Below are 12808 nucleotides of genomic sequence, written 5' to 3' on the forward strand. Positions count from 1 at the left end.
CCGGTCGCCCCGCGAGACCCCCGTGAGCAAAGCCAGACCTTCCGAGAAGACCCTGCTGACGCCGGAGCGCCGGCCGGACGATGCCGATCAGTCGATCCGCCCCCTCAGCCTGTCCGAGTTCATCGGCCAGCGGGCGGCCCGCGCCAACATGCAGATCTTCATCGAGGCAGCCAAGAAGACCGGCCAGGCCCTCGACCACGTCCTGTTCGTCGGCCCGCCCGGCCTCGGCAAGACCACGCTCGCCCAGATCGTCGCCCGCGAACTCGGGGTGAACTTCCGCTCGACCTCCGGCCCGGTCATCGCGAAGGCGGGCGACCTCGCCGCCCAGCTCACGAACCTCGAAGAGCGCGACGTGCTCTTCATCGACGAGATCCACCGCCTCAACCCGGCGGTGGAGGAGATTCTCTATCCGGCGATGGAGGATTACCAGCTCGACCTCATCATCGGCGAGGGCCCGGCCGCCCGCTCCGTCAAGATCGAGCTGCCGAAGTTCACGCTGGTGGGCGCCACCACCCGCGCCGGCCTGCTGACGACGCCGCTGCGCGACCGCTTCGGCATCCCGATCCGGCTGGAATTCTACGAGATCGACGAGCTCGAACTCATCGTGCGCCGCGGCGCCCGGGTGTTGGGCCTCGGCATGTCGGAGGAGGGCGCCAACGAGATCGCCAAGCGGGCGCGGGGCACGCCGCGCATCGCCGGGCGTCTGCTGCGCCGGGTGCGCGACTTCGCCATCGTCGAAGACGCGCCCACCGTCACCCGGGAAATCGCCGACCGGGCCCTGCTGATGCTCGACGTGGACCCCGTCGGCCTCGACGTGATGGATCGCAAGTACCTGACGCTGATCGCCGCCTCCTTCGGCGGCGGGCCGGTCGGGATCGAGACGATCGCGGCGGCCCTCTCCGAGCCCCGCGACGCCATCGAGGACATCATCGAGCCCTACCTGATCCAGAAGGGCTTCGTGCAGCGCACCCCCCGCGGCCGCGTGCTGACCCCGCACGCCTTCCGCCATATGGGCTTTGCCGAGCCGCGGCGCGATCCGGCGACGCAGTTCGGCCTGTTCGGTGGCGCCAACGATCCGGAGGCCTGAGGCGGCGTGCCGGCGCGCGTCACCCGCCGCACGGTGCTGACTGGCCTCGGCGGCCTCGCACTCGCTGGGCTCGGCACCGGCGCCTACGCCGTCGGGATCGCGCCGATGCGCCTCGTCGTGACCCGTTATGCCTTGCGCCCGCTCGGGCCCTGGCCGCCGGGCTTGACCCTGCGCATTGTGGCACTCGCCGACCTGCATGCCTGCGAGCCGTGGATGCCGCTCTCGCGAATTGCCGGCATCGTCGCTGCGGCCAACGCGCTGGGTGGCGATGTGACCGTGCTGCTCGGCGACTACGTCTCGGGCATGAACATGGTGACCCGACATGTGGAGGCGGCCGAGTGGGCACCCGTCTTGGGGCGACTCACGGCGCCGCTCGGCACCTACGCCATCCTGGGCAACCACGATTGGTGGGAGGACCGCACGGCGCAACGCCGCGGCGCCGGCCCGACCATCGCGGGCGCGGCGCTGACCCGGAGCGGCATCCGCGTGCTGGAGAACGAGGCGCAGCCGCTGACGGTCCGCGGCCATACCGTCTGGCTCGCGGGGCTCGGCGACCAGCTCGCCTTCCAGCCGAGCCGCCAGCACCGCGGCGCGGCCGGCATCGGCCGGGACGATCTGCCCGGCACGCTCGCCCGAATTCCCGAAGGCGCGCCCGCGATCCTGCTGGCGCACGAGCCCGATATCTTTCCTCATGTACCGCCGCGGATCGCGCTGACGCTGTCGGGTCACACGCATGGCGGGCAGGTGCGCCTGTTCGGCCACGCGCCCGTGGTGCCGTCACGCTACGGCGAACGCTTCGCCTATGGTCATGTCCGCGAGCAGGCCGACCTCATCGTCTCCGGCGGTCTCGGCATGAGCGTCGCTCCAGTGCGGCTCGGCGTACCGCCGGAGATCGTGGTGGTGGATCTCGGTGCCGAGGACGGAGCGGTCTGAAAGATATGTCGCCAACGCATAGCGCATTCGCCCTCGAAGCCGGGGGCCGGGCGATCCAGGCCGCTCGGATGTGACCGCGATCCACGGCGTCCTTCTATCAAGCTGTTGATTTTGTCTGCGATTTCGATCGGCCCCGCCCGAACCGCGGCGGATCGGCGCTCCCTTGATCCTGTCATCACAGGATCGTTGGCATGCGGAACACGCGGGTTTCGCATCTGTTGGGGCCGCGAACGCTTCCACACGGGAGCGTCGGCGAACCCACGCCGCAAGCCCGATTCCCGAGGAAGATTCCCCTATGAAGACGACCGTCCTGGCCGCCCTCGGCCTGTCCGTGGCCGCCCTCACCACCCCCGCCCTGGCGCAGGATGCCCTGCTGCTGCGCATCGGTGCCGACGCGCCGATCGGGGCCGCCGCCGCCTCCACGCCGGAGTTCCGCGCCGAAGCCCTGCGCTCGGACGCCGTGAGCATCGAGGCGAGCCGCATCGCCCTGGAGCGCTCCCGCAACCCGCGCGTGCGCCGCTACGCCAACCGGGTGCTGGTGGAGCGTGATGCAACCACCAAGGCGCTGCTGCCCCAGGGCACCTCGCTGTCCGCCAGCGGCCGGATCGTCCCCGACAGCCAGGGCATTCCAACCCGTCTCGACAACCCGGTCGGCCTTGTGCTCGCGCCCGTCACGCTGGCGGCCAATCTCGGCACCGGCATCGTCGGCGGTGTGCTCGGCGGCGTCGGCCTCATCGACAACAGTCCGGCCGAGCCCGGCCGCCGCGTCGCCGTCGGCCCCAACGGCCAGAACCGCCTGGAGCGCCTGAGGGCGGCCCGCTCGGCCCGCGAATTCGACCGCACCTATGTCGGCCAGCAGGCCCGCTCGGATGCGCGGACCCTCGCGCTCTACAGCCGCTACGCCCGCACCGGCGACAGCGCGGCCGGCCGCACCTTCGCCAACGAGGCGCTGCCCTACATCGCCGACCAGCACGCCGAGTCGGCGACGCTGGCGGGCCGCATCGGCGGCTGAGTTCGTCCAAGAACGCTCGCATCGAACGCTCGCATCGAACCCTCGCATCGGCGAAGGCCGTCCCTCGGGGCGGCCTTCGCCGTTTGGAGCTTCGTCCGAGGTCGGGCCGGTTTGCCTGATCTCGCCCTGCGCCGATCGACTGGTTACATCGAGCCGCAGCGAGGCGCTGCACCGCGCCTCCCCTCAGACGTCTCTCGGTCCCCCATGACCTCAGCCATCCCCGCGAACGCCCACCGCCTGCCCCTGCGGATCTATTACGAGGACACCGATTTCTCGGGCTTCGTCTACCATGCGAGCTACCTGCGGTTCATGGAGCGCGGGCGCACGGAACTTCTGCGGGGCTTGGCCGGCGACCAATCGGCGTTGCATGCCGACGGGTCAGGGCTCGTCTTCGTGGTGCGGAAGATGACCCTCGATTATCTCCGACCCGCGCGGATGGACGATCAGGTCGAGGTGCTGACATGGTCGAGCGCCTTGCGCGGTGCCTCGATGCATCTCGCGCAGGTCGTGCGGCGCGGAGAGGACGTGCTGGTGCGCGCCGAGGTCGTCGTCGCCTGCGTGCGAGACGGGCGGGCGGTTCGCCTCCCCGACGGGCTGCGCCGTGCTCTCACGCCGCCGGAGGTCAGATCCGCCTGACTTCGACCAGGAATTCCTGGACCGAGCGGGTCACCTCCTCCATCTGCTCGTCGAGGATCGTCGTCGCCGAGAGGACCGAGCGGGCCGAGCCGGCGGAGGTATCGGCGGCCCCGGCGACCTCGTCGATGCTGCCGCCGACGCGCCCGGTGCGCTCGGCCGCCTCCCGGGCGCTCCGGCTGATCTCTCCGGCCGTCGCCGATTGCTCCTCCACCGCGGCGGCGATCGTGGTGGCGCCCTCGTCGAGACCCTGGATGACGCCCGCGATCCGCTCGATGGCTGCGACGGTCTGCGAGGTCGCCGCCTGGATCAGGCCGATATGCTGCGCGATCTCACCGGTGGCCTTGGCGGTCTGCTCGGCCAGCGCCTTGACCTCGGTGGCGACGACCGCGAAGCCGCGCCCGGCGGCGCCCGCCCGCGCCGCCTCGATGGTGGCGTTGAGGGCGAGGAGGTTGGTCTGGCTGGCGATCGAACGGATCAGCCCGACGACCTCGCCGATGCGATGCGACGTGTCCGACGACGCCTTGACGCTGTCCATCGCCGCGCCGGCCTCGGTCACGGCCTGACCGGTGGCCGCGCCGGAGCGGCTCACCTGCCCGGTGATCTCGGCGTTCGAGGCCGTCAGCTCCTCGACGGCGGCGGCCACGGACTGGACGTTGGTCGTCGTCTCCAAGGCGCTGGTCGCGGCGCTTCCGGCGGTGGCGGTGGCGCCGGTCGCGGTCAGAACCGGCTCCGCGGCGCCGCGCATCGCCTTCGTGGCATTCGCGGTCTCGTCGAGCGCCATGCGGATGGCGGCGTCGAAGCGCGCGATCGACTCGGTAAAGGGGGTCACGTCGGCCCAGGACAGCACAGCCGCGACGTAGCGGCCATCGGCGGCCCGCACGGGAGAGACGTGGAGATCGAGGGTCTTCGGGCCCAGCTTGATCTTGGTGCGCCAGGGCAGGCGAGAGGGATCGGCGACGAGGCTGCGCTGATGGGCCGGGTTCTTGTGGAACACGTCCATCGAGAGGCCGACCATCGCATCCGGGTTCACCGAAGCGGGAAGAGGCTCCCGGATGGCACGCAACGTCTCGACGCTGCGGCGGTTGGCGAAGATGATCGTCGCCTCGGCTGGATCCAAGACCAAGACGTTGACCGGAAGCGAGTCGATGATCGCCGCGAACGCCACCTTTGGGACACTCTTGCCGTCCGCTTCTTGTAGTCTGGTCATGTTTAAGTGTGAAGACCTACGCAGCGTTATCATTGCGATGGCGCTTCCGTATCGATCGAGGAGCAGGTTCAAGCGATTTTTTGTCTTTTATCATTTGTTAAATTTGGCCGCTTCGGCGGCTTCGACCGGTTCATCCGCCCGGCCCCCTTGGCCCACCCCATTGCCCCCCCCCTTGGCCCACCCGCTGTGCCCTGCCACACGAGCCACGTCCCGCGCATCAGCCCGTCGCGGTGGCAACGGCTGGGATCCGCGTCGGCAACGGTTTCTTAACCCTGCCGCCGGCTTAGACTTGGGAGGCGGGTTCATACCGCGCCGCGAAAGGGGCCGGGCCCGGGAGGGCTCTCGACCCTTACTTTCGACAGATTCCCGAGTGATCTCAAACGCTATCGCTCAAAGGATCAGTCGGCAGTCCGGCCCGCGGCGGCGCGGCCCTGACGACGCGAGGATCATTCAATGACCCCAGCCGATGCCATGCACGCCGCGCCCGTCGCAGACATGAGCCTGTTCGGCCTGTTCTGGCAGGCGCATTTCGTCGTCAAAATCGTGATGGTGGGCCTGCTCGGCGCCTCGATCTGGTGCTGGTCGATCATCGTCGACAAGTCCCTGCTGTTCCGCCGGGTCGAGGCGGAGATGGACGCCTTCGAGGAGGCGTTCTGGTCCGGCCGCTCCCTGGAGGAGCTCTACCGGTCCTTCAACGACCGCCAGCCGACCGGCCTCGGCGCGCTCTTCGTCGCCGCCATGCGGGAGTGGAAGCGCTCCTTCGAGGGCTCGGGCCGGCAGATCCACTCGCTGTCGCAGCGCATCGACAAGGTGCTCGACGTGACGATCCAGCGCGAGGTCGAGCGGCTCGATTCCCGGCTCCTGTTCCTCGCCTCGATCGGCTCGGCCGGTCCCTATATCGGCCTGTTCGGCACGGTCTGGGGCATCATGACCGCCTTCACCTCGATCGCGGCCTCCAAGAACACGTCGCTCGCCGTCGTGGCGCCGGGCATCGCCGAGGCCCTGTTCGCCACCGCCATCGGCCTGTTCGCGGCGATCCCCGCAGTGCTCGCCTACAACAAGCTCCAGGCCACCGTCGCCAAGTCGCAGTCGCGCCTGGAAGGCTTCGCCGACGAATTCTCCGCGATCCTCTCGCGCCAGATCGACGAGCGGCTCTCGGTCGCCGCCTGACCCGCCCGGAGCAGCAGCCATGGCCATGACGCACGGCGCCCAGGGCGGCGGCAAGCGGCGCCGCCGCGGGCGTCGCACCGGCGGCGCCATCAACGAGATCAACATGACGCCGTTCATCGACGTCGTGCTGGTGCTCCTCATCGTCTTCATGGTGGCCGCGCCCATGATGACGGTCGGCGTGCCCCTCGACCTGCCGCAATCCAAGGCGGGTCCGCTCAATTCCGACGTGAAGCCGATCACGCTCTCGATCCGCCGCACCGGCGAGGTCCATCTCGGCGAGGTCGAACTCTCCGACTCCGCCATCGTGCCCCAACTCATGCAGGCGGCCAAGAACGGCACCGAGGACCGCGTGTTCGTGCGCGGCGACAAGCGGGTCGATTACGGTCGCGTGGCGCAGGTGATGGCCATCGTCACCGGCGGCGGCTTCAAGAAGGTCGCCCTCGTCACCGAACCCGACAATTAGGGACGCTGCCAAACCGTGGCTCTGCGCTGGCCCACACACTTCGATCGCCGGGAACCGGGCGTCTGGATCTCGGGCATGGCCCATGCCGCCCTGTTCGCCGGCGCCCTGTTCGCCGTGGCCGCTCCGGCGCTTCCGGATGCGCAGGAGGGCGTGGCCGTCGAGGTGCTGAGCGAGCAGGCGTTTTCGGAGATGACCCGCGGGCAGCGGGATGCCGAGCGCCCCGAGAAAACGCCCAATCGGGCCGAGCGGGTCTCCGACAAGCCGGAGGAGCGCGAGCCGGAGAACGCGGAGACGGACGCGCCGGCCGCCCCGACCCGCACCGCCGACATGAAGCTCGCCTCCGTCGATGCGATGCCCCTGCGCGCCGACACCGCCGATCCGGTGAAGGAGGAGGCCGAGGCCGCCGCCGCGAAGGCCGCCGCCGCCAAAGCGGAGGCGGCGAAAGCCGAGGCTGCCAAGGCTGCGGAGGCCAAGGCGAAGGCCGAGGCGCGGGCGAAAGCCGAGGCCGCCACCAAGGCGGAGGCGGCCAAGGCCGCCGCCAAGGCCGAGGCCGAGAAGCGCGAGGAATTGCAGAAGCTGATCGAGCGCGAGCAGGCCGAGGCCGAGGCCGAAGCCGCTGCCAAGGAAGCCGCTTCCAAGGAAGCCGCGTCCAAGGCGGAGGCGAAGTCCAAGGCCGAGGCCAAGGCGAAGGCCGAGGCGCGGGCCAAAGCCGAGGCCGAGGCGAAAGCGAAGGCCGACGCGCAGGCGAAGGCGGAGGCCGAGCACCAGAAGCAGCTCGCCGACGCCAAGGCGAAGGCCGACGCCGCGGCCAAGGCGGAAGCGGACGCCAAAGCCAAGGCCGAGGCTGCGGCGAAAGCCAAGGCGAAGGCGATGGCCGACGCAAAGGCGAAGGCCGATGCCGAGGCCAAGGCGCGCCAGCAGGCCGAACTCGCCAACACGTTCAATCCCGGTGACATCCGCCAGACGCTCGCTGCGCGGGCGCCCTCGCAATCGACCGGCTCGACCGGGCGCGAGGTGCAGCGCACCGCCTCCCTCGGCACGGCGACCGGCACGGCCCAGAAGCTGTCGCCGTCCCTGCGCGACGCCCTGGTCGGAATGCTGCAGCAGCAGATCGAGCGGTGCTACTCCGCGCCCCCCGGGGCGACGCAGGGGGTGGTCCTGCCGATGCTCGACATCCGCCTCAACCAGGACGGGTCGCTCACCACAGAGCCGCGGGTGGTGCGGTCGGGCTCGAACTCGGTCGACCAGTCGATCGCCCAGGCCGCCTTGCGGGCGGTGCGGCGCTGCGCCCCCTACAAGATCCCGGCCCAGTACGCGCCCTATTACAACGACTGGAAGGCCATCAACGCCGAGTTCGAGTTCTCGCCCGTCTGATCCCTGCCCGGTCCCTCCCGACTTCCCCGACCAGCCTCTCCGGACGACTTCCCATGCCTGGAACAGCCTTCACCCGGCGCGGCCTTGCGCTCGCCCTCGGCGTCCTCGCCCTCGCGCTGCCCGCCGCCACGCCTGCCCGAGCCCAGCTTCAGCTCCGCATCGGCAGCGGCGCGTTCCAGCCGATGCCGATCGCCGTCGCGGATTTCGCGGGGGATGCGAGCCTCGGCACGCTGGTGGCGAGCGTCATCACGAACAACCTGCGCCGTTCGGGCTACTTCACGCCGCTGGAGAAGGCGCGCTTCCCCGAGACCCCGAGCTTCGACGCGGCGCCGAACTTCGAGTCGTGGCGGAGCGCGGGCGTTCAGGCGCTCGTCACCGGACGGGTCGGGCGCGACGCCGCGGGCCGGCTGACGGTGGCGTTCCGTTTGTGGGATGTGGGGTCGGGCCAGCAGATCACCGGACAGCAATACGGCACCGACGTCGCCAACGCCCGCCGCACCGGCCACCTCGTCTCGGACGCGGTCTACACCAAGATCACCGGCCTCGGCCCGTGGTTCGACAGCCGCGTCGCCTTCGTCGACGAGTCCGGCCCCAAGGAGAACCGCCGCAAGCGCCTGATGGTGATGGATCAGGACGGCGCCAACGTGCGGGCGCTGACCAGCGGCGGCGACGTGGCGGTGGTGGCGCCGCGCTACTCGCCCGCCGGCCAGGAGATCGCCTTCATGACCCAGGCCACGGGCCAGCAGCCCAGGGTCCAGATGATCGACCTGGAGACCGGCCAGCGCCAGACGGTCGGCAACTTCGCCTCCATGAGCGCGAGCCCCCGCTTCTCGCCCGACGGGCGCCGCCTCGTGATGAGCGTGCAGCAGGGCGGCAATGCCGACATCGTCACCGTCGATCTCGGCTCGAAGGCGCAGACGCCGATCACGCAGGGGCTCGCCATCAACACTTCGCCGTCCTACGCGCCGGACGGCAGCCAGATCGTGTTCGAATCCGACCGCGGCGGCTCGCAGCAGATCTACGTGATGGGCGCCGATGGCTCGAACGCCCGGCGCATCTCCTTCGGCGAGGGCGCGGCCTCGCAGCCGGCTTGGTCGCCGCGGGGCGACCTCATCGCCTTCACCCGCCAGCGCAAGGGCGGCTTCGCCATCTGCGTGATGCGCCCCGACGGCTCGGGTGAGCGCGTGCTGACGGAGGGGTTCCACAACGAGAGCCCCACCTTCTCGCCGAATGGCCAGTACGTGATGTTCTTCCGCGATCCCGGCGGCCAGGGCGGCGGCAAGCTCTACATGGTCGACATCACCGGCAAGGTGGAGCAGCCCGTCCCGACCCCGAGCTTCGCCTCCGACCCGACCTGGTCGCCGCTGCTGGCGGGGCGCTGATCGCGGCGCGAACGACAGCCGCATCGTTCGGCCACTCGGAGGAGGGGGCAGCGTCGCGCCAGGCGCCCCCCATGCCAGCGCGATCCGTGAGCGAGCACCGAGGACGGGCCGAGCGTCCTGGCCTTTGGCCGTATCGCGCCGTGGAGGCTGTGGCGGCCATTCAATGAATGCGGGTAAAATCCGCCGCAAGACACTCTTCGCTTGAGGCGCGCGCCGCAAAACCGGTATCCGGCGCCGATTGAGACCGGAGACATGCTGCGATGGCTATGCGACTCGATCGCGTCGGCGACCTGTACGACACGGCGACGTTCGGGCCCCTGTCGGCCGTCGATGAACTCATCCCGACGGCGGATGGCGGTTACAAGCTGATCTTCGAGCGGCAGACCGAACCCGGTGACGGCACGCCGCGGATCGACGAGGATTTCCTCGCGACAATCGGGCCGAATGGCCTGCAGAACGGCCCCCTTCTCAAGTTCGACGAAGATCTGAGATTCGGCCATTCGGTGGTCCGGTCGGACGGATCTCTGCTGGTGTCGTTCGGAATGAGAACCCACATCATTCTCGGGACGGTCGGTCCGACCGGTGAGATCGAGACGGGTTACAGCGCAGAACTGACGCAGATCCTCGAGCCTCCTTTCACCACCAGCGACGGCGGCGTCGCCTTCGGAACCAGCGGCGTGATCGCCGTTGCCCGCATCGGTCAGGATACGAGCGGAAAACATCGGGCGGTCGATATCCTGAAGTCGGACCTCACGGTCAAGACGACCCTCATCCTCGATCGCGACCTGACAACGGACGAGGCCGGCTCCACCACGATCACCGCCCTGTCCGACGGCCGCTTCCTGGTGACGTGGACCGAACTCATCGGCGACCGATCCAATGTCGTTGCCCGCGTCATCCCCTCCGCAGGCGTCGCCGTCGGACCGACCTTCGTGGTCGGCCAGGTCGATGACGGCAGCGCCCTCGTGGGGGACTATGCGGTCACCGCGCTCCCGGATGGCGCATTCGCCTTGAGCTATCAAGGGCCGTACATGAGGGACAACTCCCCGATGAACGGAGTCGAGCCGAGCGTCCAGAATCTCTATGGACAAATTTGGGTTCCGAATGGGGCCGGCGGGTTCACTGCGAGCGGAAGCTTTGATCAGGACGATCGGTTCGACATTGACGCACTCAAAGCTCTCATCACACTGTCCGATGGGCGCATGGTTCAGATCGTGCGATATAGCAATGATGCCCTGTCTGGCGAAGCGCGATTGACTGATCTGCTCGTGCGGGCGCACGTGTACGATGCCCGTGGGACTTACACGGGAGAAACGTTCGACCTGTTTCAATTCAAAGAAGATTACGGAGTTGGCTGGCAGCTGCTCGATAATGTTCGAGCGGTCGCGCTTGAAGGCGATCGGTTTGCCCTGATCGTCGATTCTCAGAGTGCCTCGAACGGGGCGCATAGCACCGTCCAGATCCTGTCGCTCTCGTCGCTGCCGCTTGCGCTGGTTCGAGGAACCACCAGCGGGAACGACATTCTCAAAGGGAACAGCCGCACCGATCTCGCCGAACTGCTGAAAGGCGGCGAGGGCAACGATCACCTGCTGGGGTATGCCGGCAACGACAAGCTCTCCGGTGGGAATGGCGACGACCGTCTCGATGGCGGCACCGGCGCCGATCGAATGGAGGGCGGACGCGGCAACGACACCTACATCGTCGATGCGTTCGACGATTTCGTCGTCGAGGATCAGGGAAGCGGATACGATACCGTGACGACGTCGATGGATTACGGTCTCTTCGACAACGTCGAGGCGCTGGTCCTGACGGGCACGGCTGCGCTCAGTGGTCGCGGCAATGCGCTCGACAATGTGCTGACCGGCAACAACGGCGCCAACGTCCTCGACGGGAGCACGGGCGCCGACGTCATGCGCGGATGGGGTGGCGACGACACGTTCATGGTCGACAACGCGAAAGACAAGATTGTCGAGCGGGCCGATCGCGGGATGGATACTGTGATCACCACCGTGAGCTATCGGCTGACCAACGACCAGTCGATCGAGATCCTGAAGATCGATCCCTATTTTAATTATTCTGGTCGGACCATCAGCCTGACCGGAAACGATGGCGCGACGACGATCGTGGGAAGCTATTTCGCCGATGTCCTCAATGGGAAGGGCGGCGCGGACATCCTGACCGGTGCGGGGGGAAGCGACACATTCGTGTTCGACAGCGCCCTCGGAAACGGCAATGTCGACAGAATCACTGATTTCACCTCACGTTTTGATCGCATCAAACTCGACGATGCGATCTTCAAGGGCCTGCCCACAGGACGTCTGGTAGACACTCTGTACAAGGATCTCTCGAAAGGGGGTGTCGATGGCGACGACCGAGTTCTCTACGATCCGACGACGGGTAAACTGGCCTACGACGTCGACGGCAAGGGCGGCGTGAAGGCCGTCACCTTCGCCATTCTGGGCGAAGTCGGCTCCGCCGATCATCCGGCCGTTCTCGCCAGCGATCTCTTCATTGTCTGACACGGGGAACACAGCAAAACCGCCGCGGACGAAACCGCGGCGGAAGCGCTCCACAGGTGGGGCTGGTGCGTGTTCGAAGACGTACCGTATCGGTCGCTTCTGCGCCCCTAGGGAGTCGCTTCCGTCGGGTGTTCGTATGGGGCCACTGGGTCCGGGGCCGAACTCAAGCCCGGGCCGTCGTCACGGCTTCACGCTGCGGTGGAGTCATCCCTGTCTCCTCCAGCTTTCACCAAGAAACTACGTGCGGACCACGCCGTTCCCGGGTCTATGTGCTTGCTGTCGCGAAGCACTTGATGAGGTTGCGACCGTACTGGCCGCGCGTCAAGACCCAAAATGCGCCCAAGCTGTCTTGTATTGGCCGTTGGCGAGTCCGATCCGGCAAACCCGTGAGCCGGCAACGGCTTAGGGGAACGCATTTTTTCGAGGGCGCGAATCCCGGCCATCCGAGGGCGGTGCCGTCCCTCGGGCGCGCCTGTCGGACTACCGGCCGTCGAGCATGCGGTTCTTCACGAGATACCGGATGCCCCGGTCGAAGGACTCGTCGGTGTTGCCGCGCAGGTCCACGCTGTAGGCCTGCTCCGGCGCGCCCTCTCGGAGCGGCTTCACGTAGACGTTGATGTTGAGGATGAGGTTCGAGACCTTCTGAACCTCGCCGGTGATCGCGGTGTCGGCGCCGAGCTGCTTGGCGAAATCCTCGGCGCAGCCGTTGCAGGATCGCAGATCCGCGCTCTTGGCGACGGCGTCACGGACCGGATCGGTCGCCACGACGGTATAGCGTCCGCTCTCGGTCAGCAGGGTGCGCAGCGTGTCGCCGGTGCGTCGCAGCCGCGCCCGCTCCTCCTCGGTGGGCTCGGTGGACGCCCCCTTGGCGAACTGGAAATCGAACACCGCGGCGTTCGGCGGCTCGGCCCAGGCCGGTGCGACGGGCGGGAGACCAAGGGCGAGGCAGGCCGCGACGCGGGACGGGGATAGGCGCATGACAATCCTCCGGAGAATGCCGGCGATGCGGCATCGTTCGGGAGGTA

The 12808-nt window shown here is 68.3% G+C and carries 11 protein-coding genes; 9 read left to right on the forward strand and 2 right to left on the reverse strand.

Translation table 11 applies throughout. The features are described 5' to 3' along the window. The first annotated feature begins 22 nt into the window (after positions 1–22). From ruvB to ybgC, 4 genes are all read left to right on the forward strand, one after another. Positions 23–1087 carry a Holliday junction branch migration DNA helicase RuvB gene (ruvB, locus tag LW587_RS05200; protein WP_269780297.1) on the forward strand — a complete coding sequence of 355 codons (1065 nt, stop codon included), beginning with the start codon at positions 23–25 and terminating at the stop codon, positions 1085–1087. Between the two features lie 6 nt (positions 1088–1093). Further along, entirely contained in the window at positions 1094–2020 is a 927-nt protein-coding gene (locus tag LW587_RS05205; RefSeq protein ID WP_232628532.1) for a metallophosphoesterase, read from the forward strand. 295 nt (positions 2021–2315) lie between these two features. Continuing rightward, entirely contained in the window at positions 2316–3032 is a 717-nt protein-coding gene (locus tag LW587_RS05210) for a DUF4142 domain-containing protein (RefSeq protein WP_232628533.1), read from the forward strand. A 204-nt stretch (positions 3033–3236) separates the two neighbouring features. Beyond that, entirely contained in the window at positions 3237–3668 is a 432-nt protein-coding gene (gene ybgC / locus LW587_RS05215) for a tol-pal system-associated acyl-CoA thioesterase (protein WP_232628534.1), read from the forward strand. On the opposite strand, the gene LW587_RS05220 is transcribed toward ybgC, so the two are convergent. After that, positions 3655–4875, reverse strand: coding sequence for a methyl-accepting chemotaxis protein (locus tag LW587_RS05220; protein WP_232628535.1), 1221 nt, complete (start codon positions 4873–4875; stop codon positions 3655–3657). The genes ybgC and LW587_RS05220 overlap by 14 nt on opposite strands. 453 nt (positions 4876–5328) lie before the next feature. On the opposite strand from LW587_RS05220, the gene tolQ reads away from it, so the two are divergent. The 5 genes from tolQ to LW587_RS05245 all read left to right on the forward strand — a co-directional run bounded on the left by tolQ (position 5329) and on the right by LW587_RS05245 (position 11783). Next, on the forward strand, positions 5329–6045 hold the full coding sequence (gene tolQ, locus LW587_RS05225) for a protein TolQ (protein WP_232628536.1): 717 nt from the start codon (positions 5329–5331) through the stop codon (positions 6043–6045). Positions 6046–6064: 19 nt separating this feature from the next. After that, a complete protein-coding gene (locus LW587_RS05230) occupies positions 6065–6508 on the forward strand; it encodes an ExbD/TolR family protein (RefSeq protein ID WP_232628537.1) in 444 nt (147 codons plus the stop codon). 15 nt (positions 6509–6523) lie between these two features. Beyond that, the gene (gene tolA, locus LW587_RS05235) at positions 6524–7882 is read left to right on the forward strand and encodes a cell envelope integrity protein TolA (RefSeq protein ID WP_232628538.1); all 1359 of its coding nucleotides are present in this window, start codon (positions 6524–6526) and stop codon (positions 7880–7882) included. Positions 7883–7935: 53 nt separating this feature from the next. Beyond that, the gene (gene tolB, locus LW587_RS05240) at positions 7936–9264 is read left to right on the forward strand and encodes a Tol-Pal system beta propeller repeat protein TolB (protein WP_232628539.1); all 1329 of its coding nucleotides are present in this window, start codon (positions 7936–7938) and stop codon (positions 9262–9264) included. A gap of 260 nt (positions 9265–9524) precedes the next feature. Then, positions 9525–11783, forward strand: coding sequence for a calcium-binding protein (locus tag LW587_RS05245; protein ID WP_232628540.1), 2259 nt, complete (start codon positions 9525–9527; stop codon positions 11781–11783). 480 nt (positions 11784–12263) lie between these two features. Here LW587_RS05245 and LW587_RS05250 read toward each other — a convergent pair whose 3' ends face one another. Beyond that, positions 12264–12761, reverse strand: a complete 498-nt coding sequence (locus LW587_RS05250; protein WP_232628541.1) for a DUF3280 domain-containing protein — start codon at positions 12759–12761, stop codon at positions 12264–12266. Positions 12762–12808: the final 47 nt, after the last annotated feature.

It is taken from the genome of Methylobacterium sp. Leaf118, assembly GCF_920984675.1.
Lineage (GTDB): Bacteria > Pseudomonadota > Alphaproteobacteria > Rhizobiales > Beijerinckiaceae > Methylobacterium.